Source organism: Pseudoalteromonas sp. SG41-2 (assembly GCF_014164535.1).
In the GTDB taxonomy this organism is placed as follows: domain Bacteria; phylum Pseudomonadota; class Gammaproteobacteria; order Enterobacterales; family Alteromonadaceae; genus Pseudoalteromonas; species Pseudoalteromonas rhizosphaerae.
Genome location: NZ_JACJFK010000011.1, coordinates 25599 through 41732 on the forward strand (window position 1 = coordinate 25599; position 16134 = coordinate 41732).

17 protein-coding genes are annotated in these 16134 nt (G+C 41.1%); 5 read left to right on the forward strand and 12 right to left on the reverse strand.

Features of this window, described 5'->3' with window-relative positions:
• The first annotated feature begins 3 nt into the window (after window positions 1–3).
• Both dcd and H5186_RS23315 read left to right on the forward strand, forming a co-directional pair.
• A complete protein-coding gene (dcd, locus tag H5186_RS10450; RefSeq protein WP_145233702.1) occupies window positions 4–591 on the forward strand; it encodes a dCTP deaminase in 588 nt (195 codons plus the stop codon).
• Window positions 592–808: 217 nt separating this feature from the next.
• Window positions 809–3328: a bifunctional diguanylate cyclase/phosphodiesterase gene (locus tag H5186_RS23315; RefSeq protein ID WP_182794438.1), complete on the forward strand. Its 2520-nt coding sequence runs from the start codon at window positions 809–811 to the stop codon at window positions 3326–3328.
• On the opposite strand, the gene H5186_RS10460 is transcribed toward H5186_RS23315, so the two are convergent.
• On the reverse strand, window positions 3279–4058 hold the full coding sequence (locus H5186_RS10460) for a CLCA_X family protein (RefSeq protein ID WP_182717904.1): 780 nt from the start codon (window positions 4056–4058) through the stop codon (window positions 3279–3281). The genes H5186_RS23315 and H5186_RS10460 overlap by 50 nt on opposite strands.
• Window positions 4055–4660, reverse strand: a complete 606-nt coding sequence (locus tag H5186_RS10465) for a tRNA-uridine aminocarboxypropyltransferase (RefSeq protein WP_182783626.1) — start codon at window positions 4658–4660, stop codon at window positions 4055–4057. The genes H5186_RS10460 and H5186_RS10465 overlap by 4 nt, the downstream gene beginning before the upstream one ends.
• A gap of 150 nt (window positions 4661–4810) precedes the next feature.
• Here H5186_RS10465 and H5186_RS10470 point away from each other — a divergent pair, with 150 nt between their 5' ends.
• Together H5186_RS10470 and H5186_RS10475 are read left to right on the forward strand one after the other, a co-directional pair.
• Window positions 4811–5155: an Hpt domain-containing protein gene (locus H5186_RS10470; RefSeq protein ID WP_145233710.1), complete on the forward strand. Its 345-nt coding sequence runs from the start codon at window positions 4811–4813 to the stop codon at window positions 5153–5155.
• A 106-nt stretch (window positions 5156–5261) separates the two neighbouring features.
• Window positions 5262–6479 carry a pyridoxal phosphate-dependent aminotransferase gene (locus H5186_RS10475; RefSeq protein ID WP_145233714.1) on the forward strand — a complete coding sequence of 406 codons (1218 nt, stop codon included), beginning with the start codon at window positions 5262–5264 and terminating at the stop codon, window positions 6477–6479.
• A 71-nt stretch (window positions 6480–6550) separates the two neighbouring features.
• On the opposite strand, the gene H5186_RS10480 is transcribed toward H5186_RS10475, so the two are convergent.
• From H5186_RS10480 to H5186_RS10495, 4 genes are read right to left on the reverse strand one after another with little or no spacing between them, the layout of a single operon-like run.
• Entirely contained in the window at window positions 6551–7018 is a 468-nt protein-coding gene (locus tag H5186_RS10480; RefSeq protein ID WP_149981188.1) for a glycine zipper 2TM domain-containing protein, read from the reverse strand.
• A 20-nt stretch (window positions 7019–7038) separates the two neighbouring features.
• Window positions 7039–7674: a penicillin-binding protein activator LpoB gene (gene lpoB, locus H5186_RS10485; RefSeq protein WP_145233716.1), complete on the reverse strand. Its 636-nt coding sequence runs from the start codon at window positions 7672–7674 to the stop codon at window positions 7039–7041.
• An 11-nt stretch (window positions 7675–7685) separates the two neighbouring features.
• Entirely contained in the window at window positions 7686–8111 is a 426-nt protein-coding gene (locus tag H5186_RS10490; protein WP_145233718.1) for a YcfL family protein, read from the reverse strand.
• An 8-nt stretch (window positions 8112–8119) separates the two neighbouring features.
• Window positions 8120–9484: a tetratricopeptide repeat protein gene (locus H5186_RS10495; RefSeq protein WP_182739234.1), complete on the reverse strand. Its 1365-nt coding sequence runs from the start codon at window positions 9482–9484 to the stop codon at window positions 8120–8122.
• 341 nt (window positions 9485–9825) lie between these two features.
• On the opposite strand from H5186_RS10495, the gene H5186_RS10500 reads away from it, so the two are divergent.
• Window positions 9826–10707 (forward strand): DMT family transporter, encoded by an 882-nt coding sequence (locus tag H5186_RS10500; protein ID WP_182739235.1) that lies wholly within the window; start codon window positions 9826–9828, stop codon window positions 10705–10707.
• On the opposite strand, the gene H5186_RS10505 is transcribed toward H5186_RS10500, so the two are convergent.
• The 6 genes from H5186_RS10505 to pta form a co-directional block, all read right to left on the reverse strand.
• Window positions 10688–11389 (reverse strand): M15 family metallopeptidase, encoded by a 702-nt coding sequence (locus H5186_RS10505; protein ID WP_182717898.1) that lies wholly within the window; start codon window positions 11387–11389, stop codon window positions 10688–10690. The two genes, H5186_RS10500 and H5186_RS10505, sit on opposite strands and share 20 nt — an antisense overlap.
• Window positions 11386–12516, reverse strand: coding sequence for a succinyl-diaminopimelate desuccinylase (dapE, locus tag H5186_RS10510; RefSeq protein ID WP_182717897.1), 1131 nt, complete (start codon window positions 12514–12516; stop codon window positions 11386–11388). The genes H5186_RS10505 and dapE overlap by 4 nt, the downstream gene beginning before the upstream one ends.
• Window positions 12513–12860: an ArsC family reductase gene (locus tag H5186_RS10515; RefSeq protein ID WP_182717896.1), complete on the reverse strand. Its 348-nt coding sequence runs from the start codon at window positions 12858–12860 to the stop codon at window positions 12513–12515. Before H5186_RS10515 ends, dapE begins: the two co-directional genes overlap by 4 nt.
• Before the next feature lie 5 nt (window positions 12861–12865).
• Window positions 12866–13360, reverse strand: a complete 495-nt coding sequence (locus tag H5186_RS10520; RefSeq protein WP_145233732.1) for a PTS glucose transporter subunit IIA — start codon at window positions 13358–13360, stop codon at window positions 12866–12868.
• Entirely contained in the window at window positions 13360–13758 is a 399-nt protein-coding gene (locus tag H5186_RS10525) for an ACT domain-containing protein (protein ID WP_145233734.1), read from the reverse strand. The genes H5186_RS10520 and H5186_RS10525 overlap by 1 nt, the downstream gene beginning before the upstream one ends.
• A 224-nt stretch (window positions 13759–13982) precedes the next feature.
• Window positions 13983–16133 (reverse strand): phosphate acetyltransferase, encoded by a 2151-nt coding sequence (gene pta, locus H5186_RS10530; RefSeq protein ID WP_182759802.1) that lies wholly within the window; start codon window positions 16131–16133, stop codon window positions 13983–13985.
• Between the last annotated feature and the right edge of the window lies 1 nt (window position 16134).

Below are 16134 nucleotides of genomic sequence, written 5' to 3' on the forward strand. Positions count from 1 at the left end.
CTAATGAGATTATCAGATACCCATATTAAAGAATATATTGCCCAACAGCGTATTATTATTGAGCCAAGTCCGACCGATGAAATGATTTCTGGGGTAACGGCAGATTTACGTTTAGGTAATAAGTTTCGTGTATTTCAAGATCATACAGCAGCTTATGTTGATTTAAGTGGTCCAAAAGATCAGCTTAATAAAGCAATGGAATCAATAATGAGCGATGAAATAGTGTTAAAAGAGGGCGATGCATTCTTTTTACACCCAGGTGAATTAGCCCTTGCGATGACCTATGAAAAAGTCACGTTGCCGGCAGATATCGTTGGCTGGCTTGACGGCCGTTCATCTTTGGCACGTCTAGGTTTAATGGTGCATGTGACGGCCCATCGGATTGATCCCGGTTGGTCTGGTAATATCGTGTTAGAGTTTTATAACTCCGGTAAATTGCCGTTGGCATTACGACCAATGATGAAAATCGGCGCTATGAGCTTTGAGACCATGTCAGGTCCTGCTGAAAATCCGTACAATACACGCAAAGATGCCAAATATAAAGATCAAACCAGCGCAGTTGCAAGTCGTATTAGTGATGATAGTAACTAATTAAAATATATTTTTAAAATAAAGGCTTATCACTTGATAGGCCTTTTTTATTGCTTGGAAATACACTCACTCGATTTTACTACCATAAAAACTGCTTAAGCATTTTATTGATATATTATCCACGGTTCAGGTTATTTACTGGCTATTTCATTTAATACCTCCATACTTTAATTATCTTTTTATAATTTACTATTTATTCAATGCACATGGAGTGACAGTGGATCAGGCAAGCATATTAGCGCGAGCATATTGTATAAAGATTTTTTTAATACTGTTAAGCATTACTGCTACAGCGTCTGTGATGGCTGATGAAGTGTCTGCCAGTGGCTGGTTAGTGCCAGCAAATACGCCCTTTCAAACTACCAAACCCTTACTAGAACAAGTTGTCACTACCGATTCAAAAACAGATTTATCACATGTTCGTATCAAGGCAGAGCAAGGTTATTGGTTTATTGTTGATTTAAATAAACGGTCGCAATCAAAAGTTGAGGTGATTTATGCAGACAATTCCCATTTAGCGCAGCTTAATTTTTATATTCTTGATGAGAGTTTCAACCCGTTAGTTGAAGTAAAAAATGATGCATACCGTTATGTTGATAAAGTACTGCCACACGCACTGTTACCTAAAGATGAGGCTCGTTGGGCTGTAATTTACGCTCGCCATAGTGAAGATGACAGGCTGAGCATTGGCCTTGCAACTGGTAATGAATTTGCCAATTTGATAAACAAGAAACTGCGAAATTTCTTTTTAATTACCGGGCTATTACTGCTGTGTCTTGCCGTTGTTGGCACTGTATACGGTTTATCTCATCAAGCAAAATCGCTTTATTTACTTGCTTACCTAGTGTGTGTATTAAGTGAGTTTTTAATAGCAAAAGGGGTGTTGAATTACTTTAATATTGAATTTGCGTCTTTATGGTACACAAAGTTACAGTTTTCATTTCAAGTTATAGCCTTAGGGGTGGTCAACTTTTACTTTATTCATTATTTACAGTCGCAAAATCATTTAAACGCTCGACAAGATAAGTTAACAGTTTATATAAGCTTATTTTGTGTTGCAGCACTATTTAGCTGTTTTATGAAGCAATCAGTGCAGTTTGCTGTAGTGACCGTGTGTTTGGGTTCTATGTTGGTGGTGATGAGTTATTTATTTTTTTATTGGCTTAGTAATACCAAAAAAGCGATGCAATTTAAGTTTGTACTGGTTTGGTTTGCAGTGGCTTTACAAACTTTATGTTGGCAAGCAACGCTGGTGGCTGGTGCACAGATACAGCAACTTAATGATATGTTACTGGTGCTAAATGTAATTACTTTTGTGATGGTGTTACTCATTCACGAGCGTAAGTGTGTTATGCAATATAGCTACAGCCTCACTCACGACGATGATACAAAACTACCTAATAAACAGTTACTAATAGAGCGTCTTGATAGTCAGGTGAAATTATCAACAGAGCATTCTTTACTGTTATTTAGGCCTGCTGTACTGATTAATGCTCGAGCAAATTTTGGCTATGAACATGTAAATGAGCAGATAAAATTAACCATGGGCAAATTAGCCCAGCAATTAGCCTCAATGAATGTACTGTGTGTTGAAGCTAACCATCAGCATAGCCGTTGTATTGCCAGGTTAGATGACAGCACCTATGGGGTTGTAATAGTCGGCAAGTTAGAATTAAGCCAAGTAGAGCAGTTTGTATGTGTGATCAATAGCGTTTTTGCTGAGGGTCTCACTCATCAACGCATTCACTTAATTGATAAAGTTGAAATCGGTGTAGCAAATTATCCCTTACATGCCAGTACCTCATTACAACTAGTCCAGCGAGGGCTGCAAGCACTGGCGGTTAAACCCCTTCATGGTGAACGCTGGCATATGTTTAATATAGAGAATGTGACGTTATCGCAACGGCGCATTGCGATTGCATCAGCTCTAAAAGAAGCCATTGAATGCGATCAGCTTAGTTTATTTTTTCAACCACAGATATATCTAAACACCGGTAAAGTGTACGGCGCGGAAGCTTTATTACGTTGGGAGCATCCACAATTGGGTAATGTTCCCCCTGATTTATTTATCCCTATTGCTGAATCATCAGGGATAATTTCAGATTTAACCGAATGGGTTATTACGCAAGCACTGCAATATCAAAAGAAAATGATTGTATTATTGCCTGAGCATATTGTATCTATCAATATTTCGGCTAAAGATTTGCTGCGTAAAGATTTACCCGTGTTATTTATAACGTTGTTGAATGAGCATCAACTCAACCCGGCTAATGTAATGTTAGAACTAACGGAATCGGCAACACTCTTTGAGGGGGTTGATATAAAAAATGCCCTGAATGATTACCGTTTAATTGGCGTTAAAATAGCAATTGATGACTTTGGCACGGGGTATTCGTCACTCGCGTATTTGAGCAAAATGGGCTTTGATGAAATAAAAATAGATAAGCAATTTGTAATGAATATTGAATACTCTAAAAATGATCAAACAATTTGTCGTGCTACCTGTGATATTGCCAAATCACTGGGTTCATACGTAGTGGCTGAAGGGATAGAAGATAGCCAAAGTATGGCTAAATTACAAAGCTATGGCTGTGAAGTTGGTCAGGGATACTTTTTTTCACGGCCATTACCGTTTGACGATTACATGCAGTGGCTTGAAGAAAATCTTGAAACCACCACCGTATTTGTCAATGATCTTGAAAAAGTAGTTGACCTAATTGGGAAAAATAATCATTGAGCGCGTTATTACAAATTTTTAAGCTATCGCGCTTAGGGTAAATTAGCGCTGAGTTATTGAGCCCAGAGACTAAAAAGTGATTAACGATCTGCTCATTACAAGCAATACAAGCTTCAAAACTACGTGCAGCTAACTCTTCAGGCATACTCATATAAAACTGCTGATGGCGTTTATCAAATTCTATACAATCTAATACATACTGATTAGCGTGTTGACCGGTTGGTTCTAGAAATACCCCTTGGTAAAACTTATTTAATGCTAAGTTTAGTGGGTGACTTTGCCCAATCGTGTGCTCCAGCCAAAGTTTAGAGGCAAAATGCTGTGGCGAATGCTGGGGAAATATGTGTTTAGTTATGTGATGATCAAACGCATGAAACCATTCATGCGCCAGCGCGCCACCGCCTGCATTTTTTGCCAGCGCAAGGGTACGAGTACGGCTATTATAATGTGCTTGGACGTGTTGTTGCCCGCCATGGCCAAAAGCAAAATTGAGTTTCCCCCTCAGACCAATGGTCTTTGGCGGCACTTGCAGTATTTGCGCTAAATCGGCTAGTGCGTCGTAAATTAAATTAGCACTAATAAAGCGTTCTTCTTTGGTGACCCATTTACCCACCACCATAGTACGAAAACCAAATGTATCGCGGATATCACTAAAGTCAACTTGGTCATCAAATCGGTAATCCGGTCCTTGGCGGTAAAACCCGCGCTTTAAGCGATTGCTGGCACTCATTTGGCTTGATAACGCGCTTTAATATGCTCAGGCATAAACTGGGTTTGTTTGCTGTTGAGCGCTTCCAGTGCCTGATATAAAGGCTCAGGGTTAATATGTTCAATCAAGGCTAAACTATGTGCAACCGCTTCTAATGTGGAGAGGCTATCTGCACGGGGAGCTTTGCGAATACGATATCGGTTTTGTGGGATCGTCGTAAAGCTGACCTTTTTAAAAGCCGCAAGGGCTGGGGTAAGTTGCATGATCTTAAATGCTTTTTTCCAGGTGCCATCGATTACAATTAGATGACTTAACCGGCTTTTAAATTGTGGTGCTGCGGTACTTTCATCATCCAGTAAGATGGCATTATCATCAGGGTAGAGTAATGCAGTTGTGGCAACGGGTAGTGTGTTTAGTTGTGCAAAATCAGCCTGCGTTTCTCCTACCATGATGTCGTATTGCGTTAGGCACAATGTGAGTAAACGGGCGGTGTTTTTAGTGATCTTTACTTCGCTAGGATGCTGCAAAATTATAACTTTGAGTTTATTTTCCAGTACCGACAAATCTTCACAAAGACACGTTTGTAGACTAAATTTACAATTAACACACAAAGAACGGGACATAAAAGAATCTTGTTTAGTAGCAATAAGTTGAAAAACCCGCTAATTATACGCTTAATGAGACAATTAGTTGGTTTTTTTTCTATAGAACGATAAAGTATAAAAATAGTATAAGTTACTGGTTTAGTGTTGCTAAATACAAAAGGATGAATAATGAATACAATAGTCATTGATGAAAGCGCATTGGAAAGTATGGAATCGTTATTAGGCGAGCAATTTAGCGATACGCTGACTTTTTGTTGTGCTGAATTTGAACGATTAGGCTCTGAAGTATTGGCTACAATACATAGTGATATCCAAGTCGCAAGTCGCCATGCTCATAGTTTAAAATCAAATGCCGCGCAGTTTGGTGCCAGCAGTCTATCTCAGGTGGCCAGAGAAATTGAACAAAGCTTAAATAATAATGATGTTTCTCAGGCGCTTGCGGCAGCTCAGCAGCTTGACAACCAAGTTGCCGGATCAGCCGCTAAGTTAACTGATTGGTTACAAAGCCGTTAGTTAGCTATACCCAGACGTGAATTTATTTCAGTTTTGAGGTATTAAATCCACTGGTATTTAGCCCCTCTACTAGGTTAATCTAGCTGTTCCACTAGTAGAGGTAAAAATGTCAGAAATTAAAAAGAGTCATAAATTACAAGGCGTTTGTTATGACATTCGTGGGCCGGTGTTAGTTCAGGCTCGCAAAATGGAAGATGAAGGCCAAAAAGTTTTAAAATTGAATATTGGTAATCCTGCGGCATTTGGGTTTGATATGCCTGAAGATATGCACCGCGATATTATTCGTAACTTGTATTCAGCCCAAGGTTATTGTGACTCCAAAGGCCTCTACTCAGCCCGTGTGGCTATTTATCAGCACTACCAACAACGTGGTTTATATAACCTAGACGTCGATAATATTTATATTGGTAATGGGGTCAGTGAATTAATTCAAATGACGACCCAAGCTTTGCTGAATAATGATGATGAGGTGTTGATCCCAGCACCTGATTATCCATTGTGGACCGCTTCAGTCAAACTTGCGGGTGGTAATCCAGTCCATTACCTATGTGATGAAGAGCAAGATTGGTTCCCTGATATTGCTGATATTCGCAGTAAAATCACGTCAAAAACTAAAGCATTAGTGCTGATCAACCCTAATAATCCGACGGGTGCAGTATACGACGACGCACTTTTACAGCAGTTAATTGATATTGCACGTGAACATAAATTATTGTTATTGAGTGATGAAATCTATGAGAAGATTTTATACGATGGGATCACGCACAGCTCCATTGGTGCACTGTGTGATGATGTGCCGATAATTACTTTTAATGGCTTAGCAAAAACCTATCGCGCAGCGGGTTTGCGTATGGGCTGGATGGTATTAAGTGGCCGTACTGCATTGATGGATGATTTACGTAAAGGTTTAGATATTTTAGCCTCTATGCGTTTATGTGCCAATGTGCCGGCACAATATGCGATCCAGCAAGCATTAGGTGGCGTACAGTCGATTGATGATTTAATAAATCCCGGTGGGCGTTTATACGAACAACGTGATATTGCATGGCGTGGTTTAAATGCGATAGAAGGTATTTCGTGTGCAAAACCAAAAGGAGCATTGTACGCATTTGCCAAAGTAGATACTGAGCGTTTTAATATCAAAAATGATGAAAAAATGATTTTAGATTTACTCAAAGCAGAAAAGATCTTACTGGTTCACGGAAGAGCATTTAACTGGCCAAATCCAGATCATTTCAGATTGGTATTTTTACCTAACAAAGATGATTTAACGACTGCTATGAGTAAGATGCAACGCTTTTTCAGCGATTACAGACAAAGCTAACGTAGTAATAAAGTTATAAATACTAAAAAGCGAGCATTAATACTGCTCGCTTTTTAGTTTAATGTAATAGCTTAATAGGCTTTATCAACGCGGACTGTATTATCTGATAAATATACTAAGCGCACGCTGTCGCCAGTTCTAAATATCATTTGATTGTCTTTGTCTTGTACCACCATAAATTGTTCACCGTTTTCAACTTTGATCATTAACTCGACTAAGTGGTATTGATTATAATGGCTGCTTTGTTGCCTGTTGTTCGCCACACTGCCACCGATGACCGAGCCTAGAATAGTCGCTGCGGTGCGACCACTGCCGCCGCCAAATTGGTTACCAATAACGCCACCAAGTAATGCACCGCCAAAGGTTTTCCAGCCACTATTTTTGTCTTGAACAAGTTCTTGCTCGGTAATATTACGTACAGATTGAACACTGCCAAATAGTACTTGCTGGACAGGAACGGCTTTATTGCGTTCGTATGCGGCAAAGCTTGGATTACTGATGAGCAGGGCTGTACACAGCCCAAGTATGAGTTTATTCATCATTTACCTCCTCAGCTGAATTACCAGCCAAAGGTTGATTTTTCGCGGGTTTTACGAATTTCTGTTTCGTCCGCCCATTCTACTAAGCCACTTTTTAAATCCATTAAGCGCATTGTGAATTTATAGTATACGTCGGCTTTATCAGCATTCGATTTTACGATGCTCGACAGGTTGCCATAGAGCATATACTGCGCGCCAACTTGTTGGCCAAATGCAATCGCTTTAGTTGGGTCTACTAGGGCATCATCATTTTGAAAGTTCAATTGTTCTCGAGCGGCTTCTACGCGGCCCATATCAACAAAACGAAATTTACCACTGCGCAATAATTGTGTTGAAATTGAATCGGTAATTGATTCAGTATCAATGTGTTCACTGGTTTTGTTTTTTATACGTTCAACAAATACGATTGGTCGAGTATTAGCTGTTAATGTGCCGACCACAGGTGATGCCAGCAGTGAATCCGTCATTTGGCTGGCGACTTTTTGTAAGTCAGTTGAACCGAAGTTAATATCAGTTGTTTCTACAGCTTGTGCGTCTCCGTAGCTGACTACGGCTTTATTGGCACAGCCACTGAGGGCAAGCGCACTCAAACCTAACAACGCAAAACCCGAGAGTGTTTTAAGCGTTGGTTTTTTAGTTGTGTTTACTGTATTCATAATGGTGTCCTTTAATCTTTAAATTCTTGTGCTTGTGTCGATACTTCGCGTACCGCTAATGAAAATGTAACCGCATCAGATGTAGGTGCAAGGCCTGGCAGTTGCACGTTAGCAAAACCAAATAAAGTCAATGATTGCCAAGGAGAATGATTGCCTTTGATCACAAAACCATCGCCGTCATACCAGGTAAATTGATACTGTAAATATTGTGATTTTTTATACTGACTCGAAAGTGTGACAACAACATCAGTTAATTGATTCGTTTGGCGAGTTTTTACATCACTAATGGCCAGCTTTTTACCTAGTGCAGGATTATCGACTTTTAGCTGTTGTTGGTATTGCGCTGAAGCTTGTTCAACACTTATACCTGATGTAGTCGGTCTACTGGTACAGGCAGCAAGTAGACAGACCGTTAATAATGGCACTAAATATTTCATGATAGCTCCTAAAGTTGCACTACATGGGAATTAAAATAGTTGTTAATAGAGGTTAGATAAATCAAGGTTAACCCTTGCTTACTAACCGTAAAGTTTATGTCTTTCTGATTGGCAAGTTTTAAAACATGGTCTCCTGCTGTTAACTGGGTGCGCGCAACACTTATTTGATTAGGTAAAGTTAACCAACTGCGGGTATCTGCTTGCTCAGAGGCTAGGTTGTATAGATTAGCGAGTATATTACCCACATCGCCGCCACTTCTAGCCAGCTCTGCCCGTACTTTTTCTTTAGCGACTAACCGCAGTATTTGCCTCGATACTCTTGCAGGTGTTTGCTCTTCAAGTGTTTTAGCCGCTAACGCTTCTATTCTTACCAATGGACTCAAAGGTAAAATCTGTGTTCCGATACTAATATCACTAACCGCTGGTATATAAGCTCTATCTTTATAAACGGGCATCGCTAAGCTATAAAAACGGGCATCACCACCGGATGTATAAATAGGCAGACGCAACACAAATTCATCTTTTTCTGGCACTAAACCTTGTTCGATCAAGACCACAACGTCACCGCTGTTGGCGACTTGTTTTGGTAATTCAGCAAAGCGTTTTTTATACTCGGAAAAATCTTGATCAAACCCTTGCTGTTTTGCTAATTGCAGCACAACCTGCTGCAAATAGGTGTTTTCAGGGTTGATCTCTAGTGCCTTTTTATAATCTATATATGCATCATCGTATTGTTTATTACTTTGATAGAGCAAACCTGACAGATAAAATGTAAACGCATTTTGATAGCCATTTTTTACGTTTTTGATCACCTCATCCATACTTGGGTAATGTTTTTGTGCTGCTTTCACGCTAGCATCTATGTCGTCTTGATTAGCCGTTAACGCATCTGTTTGTACTTTATTTGCACGGCGAACTTCGACTAATGCGCCTTCGATATTATGTTGATATATATAATTAAGTGCTTGGTAACTGTGCAGCATACTCATTTCATAAGCCGCTGGCGTATAGCTAATGACTGAATCATTGGTTAAAAGGGCGTTACTTTGTTCAAGCCCTGCGCTTACTTGTATTTTTGCTGCTTGGCGTTTTATTTCCATTTGCTGATATACCGCTTCGTACTGTGGTTTTGCAGCCTCATTTTGATTATTTAAATTGCTTAAACGGGCCTGCTCTAATTGATTGAGCAAGTAGTTACTATGTGACTGCCCATTAGTCGGCAAAAGCTGTTGGGCTTGGTCGATATTGTTGGTCTTAATAGCTTGGCGTACAGGCTTCATTTGGGTAGCGTAATCTGAAAACAGATCACTAAACCCAATGGTGCTGCATCCACTTAGCATGACACAAAAGCCAAAAATAACACTGCGTTGCACATGGCACTCCTTTTATAAGCGTTAATACAGATTAGCATAATCTAATCCAGAGGAGATGTTAAACAATGTAAAAAAGCGTAGTAATCACCGTGTTTATAAGAAATAGTTACGCGATCATTGGTCACTGAGTTGTTGCACGATACATTCGAATGATCAAAACAATAGGTAAGCTTTGCGCTATTATGGCAATCCTGTATAAATAGATACTTCAGGCAAACAGGTAGCTGATTTTCTTATTATGTTGATTAAATTAATGGCTCGAGTGGTTGCCGACTACTAAACGATAGAATAACTCACCTCATAGGGTTTAATGCTTAGCAAGATTAAAACTAAGGATCACTTTGAAAGCAACATTGTTTACGGTACTCGCCCTAGTGGCATTTGCAGCTAATTCTCTTTTATGTCGTATGGCATTAGCACAAAATTACATTGATCCATGGAATTTCACAGCTTTGCGGCTATTCAGTGGCGCATTGTGTTTAGGATTTATTTTCCTTATACAAGCAGTACCAACAGAGTCTTTAGCTAGGGAAGATAACAATCTTAATAATGCAGAGCATGAACGTGGTAGTTGGCGCAGCAGTGTTAGCTTACTGGTTTATGCGTTATGTTTTTCAATTGCCTATGTAGAATTGGACACTGGAACTGGCGCGTTGATTTTATTTTCTGCTGTTCAATTGACTATGATTGGCTGGGGGATTTTCAACAAGGAGCGACTCACAACTGTACAGTGGTGTGCATTTATTATCGCTGTCCTTGGTTTTGTGTATTTAATGCTGCCATCGGCAACGATGCCGTCAATGAGCCCTGCATTATTAATGACTATTAGCGGTATTGCGTGGGGGATATACAGTATTCGCGGAAAAGTGTGCCTATCCCCACTGAAAACCACAACGTTTAATTTTGTGCGTAGTTTATTTGCATTACCGATATTGTTGATCGTGGGTTTTGGTTATTTATCGGGGATCAGTTGGCAGGGGATCGTGCTTGCATGTGCATCTGGTGCTCTTGCGTCGGGTATTGGCTATAGTGTTTGGTATGTTGCCGTACCCTTATTAAAAAGCAGTCAAGCCGCAGTGGTTCAGCTTTGTGTGCCAGTGATAGCTGCACTGGCAGGGATGTTATTTTTAGCGGAAGAACTAAGCATTCAGTTTGTTATTGCCAGCGCAGTTATTCTTGGCGCTGTGCTGGTTTTTTTACTGGCTAAACAACCGCAGGGCTGACATTCAGCACGTAACGCTGATACAGTTGCGGCAAATTCGCCAAAATAGCAGCTTTGCCGGCAAGCTGACTGTTATTTATAGTATCAGCTAATACGGTTAAACTCTGATGTTGTAGTAAAATGTCAGATTGCACTATGTGGCTAATATGCCAAGGTTCAGGCGCAACGCCGCCTAAATCATGTTGATAAGGGCGATAAAAGCCATACTTTTCTATATGACTATCAAGCCACTTGGTCAGCGCTGCAAAAGGGCCATTGTCTTGGTATTCGTGCGGCTCTAACTGCAGCTGATAGTCATCAGAAACACTGGCTTTGTCAAAAATATCCAGATCAGTACCAAAGTGATGGCGACTGCTTCCCGGTAGGGCTGAATAAAGCATAATGGCATGGCATTTTTCAATGTCTGTCATGGAGGCTAAATCAACTGGCTGTTGCTGCTTATTGAGCACAGGTCGATGACCATTAAATTTAGCATTCCAAATCAATGCTTGACGTTCAAAGTTACGAAAGCTTGATGCAATAGTCAGTGCAAAGCCTGCATCGCGAGCTGCATTTTGCAACTGCATAAAGTCATCAATAATGTCTTTATGCAGTTTATGAGCTTGATAATCAACAAGCAGTAGCTCGTCTTTACCACAGGCACACTCAGCCAACTGTTGCGATGTGAGCTTAGCAGGGATCATGTTAAAAGTTGCTCTAGAATTTGCTCGTAAATATCAGCAAGTGCAATGAGATCATCACAATTAACGCACTCATTCACTTTATGAATGGTGTCGTTACGTGGTCCAAGTTCAATAACCTTAGCGCCGGTTTGTGCTATAAAACGTCCATCTGAAGTACCGCCAGTGGTTTCAAGTGCGGTATTTAAGCCAGTTATTGATTTGATGGCTGCAACCGTCGCATCAATAAGCGGGCCGCCTTCGGTGATAAATGGCTGACCGTTAACAATCCAACTCAGCTCGTATGCAAAATCATATTCAGCCAGAATGTCGTTAACTCGTTGCTGGAGTTGCTGATGAGTTACTTCGGTACTAAAGCGAAAATTAAATTGCACTTCAAGCTCGCCTGGGATCACATTGCCAGCTCCCGTACCGCCATTAATATTTGAAATCTGAAAACTAGTAGCAGGGAAAAATTCATTGCCGTTGTCCCATACCGTTTGACTCAACTGGGCAAGCATTGGCGCTGCAATATGAATCGGGTTTAGAGCAAGTTGCGGATAAGCCACATGACCTTGTATGCCTTTAACATTTAAAAAGCCAGTCAGTGAGCCTCGGCGGCCATTTTTAACGACATCACCCAGTACATCACGCGATGAAGGCTCGCCAACCAAACACATATCTATTTTTTCACCTCGGGCCTCCAGCGTATCGATTACTCGCGTGGTGCCGTTGATAAAAGGGCCTTCTTCATCAGAGGTAATTAAAAAAGAAATTGAGCCTTTATGATCGGGGTGTTTAGTTACAAATCGCTCGGTTGCTACCACCATGGCAGCTAAAGAGCCTTTCATATCAGCCGCACCACGGCCATGCAACATGCCATCGGCTAGAAAGCCAGAGAAAGGCGGGTGCTGCCAGTTCTTTTCTGGTCCAGTTGGTACTACATCAGTGTGACCTGCAAAGCAAAAGTGCGGTGAGCTGTCGCCTTTTCGCGCCCATGTATTTTGGGTGTCAGTAAAAAACAGTGATTCAATATTAAAACCAAGCTGTGCCAATCGCTCATTCATTATAGTTTGGCAATCTGCATCTTCAGGGGTGACTGAGCGACGCTGTATTAAGGCTTGCGCAAGTTCGATGACGGGATGATTCATGATGCAAAAATCTCATCGTATTGCGCTGGTTTAAAACCTAAATGATAGCTGTTGTTGCGAATAAGCACTGGGCGCTTGATCATTGCCGGTTGTGCTACCAAAATTGCCAAGGCAGTGTCTTTATCAAGGTTCTGTTTTTGCTCATCTGATAATTGGCGATAGGTTGTGCCACGTTTATTGACCAGATCTTGCCAGTCGATGTGCGTTGCAAACTCAGTGATCATATCAAGGCTTATGCCGTCTTTACGGTAATCATGAAAATTAAAGTCAATGTTGTTATCGGTTAAATATTTTTTGGCTTTTTTTATAGTGTCGCAGTTACTAATGCCGTAAAGAGTCGTCATATTAATTACTTCTTAGTTAGTGTTAAAAGAGTATCTACCCCAGCTGTAACCTGAGATAAAGAATAATGTATTGGTTTAAGTTGATGCCCGTTAAGTAAAATAAGGCTGGCAAGTAAGGGGCTATTGAGATCTCTAAGATCAAAATAAGCGAGCCGTTGCCCTTTGGTTATTTTACTGCCGTTGAGTTGGGCTATATGAGTGTGTTTAATGTGTTGCTGTTGGTCTAAATATAAATTTAGAAGCACTTTTAAGCCATTGTTGGCTTGTAAAATAAATTCAGTACCGGCATTTTTTACTTGCATTAATGTACCATCAAAGGGCGCTAATATTTTATGATTGCTCAGGGCAACCATAATCCCTGGGCCAAGTGTGCCGTAGCTAAAGAAGGGTTCTGGGTGCTCACTTAATGGGGCAACTTTACCACTAAAAGGGCTACAAATTGCAATACTGTTAGCCGCTAACTGACGTTGTGGTAAATAACTAATATCCGTGTATTTCATTATGTTAATTTGGGCTCATTGAGAAACTGATAGCCATCTTTTTTTAACGCGCTGATGGCATCTTTAATACGCTGTTGTTTTACTAAAACGTAATCGGTGTCGTAGGTTGAAATAGCAAAAATAGAGATATTTGCTCTGGCTAAAACTCCAGAAATATTTGCCATTATTCCGGTTAATGAAAAACCAAGTGGACCGATCACTTCTAACGCGCGCCAATCGTGCTCAGCATCAAGGCTTTCAATGGCGAACTGGCTAGGGCAAACAATAGATAACTCATCGTTGGTTTTGGCGATAATAAACATTGATTGTTTGAATAAAGCAGCGGGGATCTCGCTATCAACATCAAGGCTATGAATGGTAAAGGCCGTACTATGCAGTTGTAACGTTTGCTTAGACATTGCTACCCCTTTTTTAATTGTGAGACTTCCCATCTGTGTATACTGATCAATAGTATAGATTATCTTACTTAAATAAAAGAGCAATGTTGTCCACAATTTCTGTGGATAAGGTTGGGAATAGGGAGGTATAACAACGCTAAGTTATTTATTTTATTTATAATTATTATTAGCTAAAGAAATGCTCAGGGTAAAGTGATCACCACGCAATCACTTTACCCATGGTATTAAATATTTTCGGCTTGTGCCGCTTGAATGGCAGTAAGCGCAATGGTATAGACAATATCATCAACCAAAGCACCGCGGCTTAAGTCATTGACGGGTTTGCGCATACCTTGCAACATTGGGCCGATACTTATCAAATCAGCACTTCGTTGCACCGCTTTATAAGTGGTATTCCCGGTATTTAAGTCTGGAAATATAAACACCGTCGCTTTACCAGCCACTGGACTATTTGGTGCTTTTTTAAGTGCGACATTTTCCATAATCGCTGCATCATATTGTAATGGACCATCGATGATCAGATCAGGGCGCTTTTGTTGCGCTAACTTTGTTGCTAGACGGACTTTTTCTACATCAGCCCCAGTGCCTGACGTGCCGGTGCTGTAGCTTATCATCGCTACTCGTGGCTCAATACCAAATGCGGCGGCTGAGTCTGCGGATTGAATGGCAATATCGGCTAATTGCTCAGCGGTTGGATCAGGATTAATAGCACAATCTCCGTATACCAGTACTTGATCAGGCAGCAACATAAAAAACACCGACGAGACTAATGATGACCCTGGTGCGGTTTTTATTAATTGCAGCGGCGGACGAATGGTGTTGGCAGTTGTATTTACTGCACCCGAAACCAGACCATCAACTTGACCACGCTCTAACATCATAGTGCCAAGCACAACGTTGTCTTGGAGCTGTTCAAGGGCAACCACTTCAGTCAGGCCTTTGCTTTTACGAATTTCAACCATAGGCGCAACATAGTCGTTGATCACATCATGAGGTTCGATAATGGTTACATTTTCGTTTAGCTCAACACCTTGTTGTATAGCGATACGTTCAATTTCTTCTCGATCGCCCAATAGAATGGTCTTCGCAATACCACGTTGACCGCAAATAGCGGCGGCTTTTATTGTGCGAGGCTCATTGCCTTCAGGTAACACTATAGTTTTTGCCGCTTGGCGGGCTTTATCCGTGAGTAAATAACGAAATGCTGGAGGTGACATTTTACGAGTTTTGCCGACACTTTTAGCAAGCGTATCTAACCAGTCAGAATCAATATGGCTGGCATTATGATGCTTTACTTTATCAATTCGTTGTACGTCATCGCACGGTACTTCCATATTAAAGTTATGCAGTAGCAATGAAGTACGCCAGGTGTCAGCATCTGTACTGAGGATTGGCAGGCCGGTGGCCATCGCTTGTTCGCACAAGGTCATGATCCGTGGCTCAGGTTTAAAACCACCAGTTAATAAGATAGCTCCTAATTTAGTGCCATTCATGGCTGATAAACAGGCCGCAACTAACACATCTGAACGATCGCCTGGGGTCACCAGCAGTGCGCCTGGGGTGAAATGATTTAAGATATTTGACACTGTTCTGGCACAAAATGTTACGCGGCGAAGACGACGATGAGCCATATCACCTTCGTTGATCACGTCAGCTTTTAAATACGCACATAAATCTTTAACGCGCGGCGCAACCAGCTCAAAATCCCATGGGATCGAGCCAAGTAACATAAACGGATGTTTTCTAAAAATAGGTAAAGATGCTAAGCGATTGAGCTCATTGTCAAGCTCGTCGGGTTTATGTGCTTCCACGAGATCGGCGCGTGCTCTGCCTTCATCATCCAGTGGTGCATTTACTTTATTAAAAATACAGCCTAATACGCGGGCATGGTCAACACTGCCATAATACCCGGCTGCAATTTCTAGGCGGTCTTCAATTTGATCGTTACTGTCATTACCAGGAGTGAGCACAAACACAATGTCAGCGCCGAGAGTTTGTGCTATTTCGCGGTTTACTCTACCTGCATAAGGTTGGCGGCGAGTAGGGACCATACCTTCGATAATTGCGACCACATCGTTGCCTATGGCATTTTCAAAGCGCTCAACAATTTCTTCAAGTAAATCATCACCTTTACCATCCCCGATCATTTGCTCTGCATAATTTAGTGCAAAGGGAGTAGGTGGTGTAATAGGCGAACCTTGGGTGACAATTTGTGTTGATTTTTCAGGGCCCGTTTCACCTGAGCGAGGCTGGGCTATGGGCTTGAAAAAATTAACTTTGACCGCTTTTTGTTCTAATGCACGCACTAACCCGACTGAGACCGATGTTAAACCAACCCCAGTAGAGATAGGTACTAGCATAATTCGACGTGCCATA

Coding starts and splice junctions, on each gene's coding strand:
- H5186_RS10475 (WP_145233714.1), top strand. CDS start 5,262: ATGTCAGAAATTAAAAAGAGTCATAAATTACAAGGCGTTTGTTATGAC.
- dcd (WP_145233702.1), top strand. CDS start 4: ATGAGATTATCAGATACCCATATTAAAGAATATATTGCCCAACAGCGT.
- H5186_RS10515 (WP_182717896.1), bottom strand. CDS start 12,860: ATGACGACTCTTTACGGCATTAGTAACTGCGACACTATAAAAAAAGCC.
- H5186_RS10465 (WP_182783626.1), bottom strand. CDS start 4,660: ATGTCCCGTTCTTTGTGTGTTAATTGTAAATTTAGTCTACAAACGTGT.
- pta (WP_182759802.1), bottom strand. CDS start 16,133: ATGGCACGTCGAATTATGCTAGTACCTATCTCTACTGGGGTTGGTTTA.
- H5186_RS10480 (WP_149981188.1), bottom strand. CDS start 7,018: ATGAATAAACTCATACTTGGGCTGTGTACAGCCCTGCTCATCAGTAAT.
- lpoB (WP_145233716.1), bottom strand. CDS start 7,674: ATGAATACAGTAAACACAACTAAAAAACCAACGCTTAAAACACTCTCG.
- H5186_RS10470 (WP_145233710.1), top strand. CDS start 4,811: ATGAATACAATAGTCATTGATGAAAGCGCATTGGAAAGTATGGAATCG.
- H5186_RS10505 (WP_182717898.1), bottom strand. CDS start 11,389: ATGATCCCTGCTAAGCTCACATCGCAACAGTTGGCTGAGTGTGCCTGT.
- H5186_RS10520 (WP_145233732.1), bottom strand. CDS start 13,360: ATGAAATACACGGATATTAGTTATTTACCACAACGTCAGTTAGCGGCT.
- H5186_RS10460 (WP_182717904.1), bottom strand. CDS start 4,058: ATGAGTGCCAGCAATCGCTTAAAGCGCGGGTTTTACCGCCAAGGACCG.
- dapE (WP_182717897.1), bottom strand. CDS start 12,516: ATGAATCATCCCGTCATCGAACTTGCGCAAGCCTTAATACAGCGTCGC.
- H5186_RS10525 (WP_145233734.1), bottom strand. CDS start 13,758: ATGTCTAAGCAAACGTTACAACTGCATAGTACGGCCTTTACCATTCAT.
- H5186_RS10490 (WP_145233718.1), bottom strand. CDS start 8,111: ATGAAATATTTAGTGCCATTATTAACGGTCTGTCTACTTGCTGCCTGT.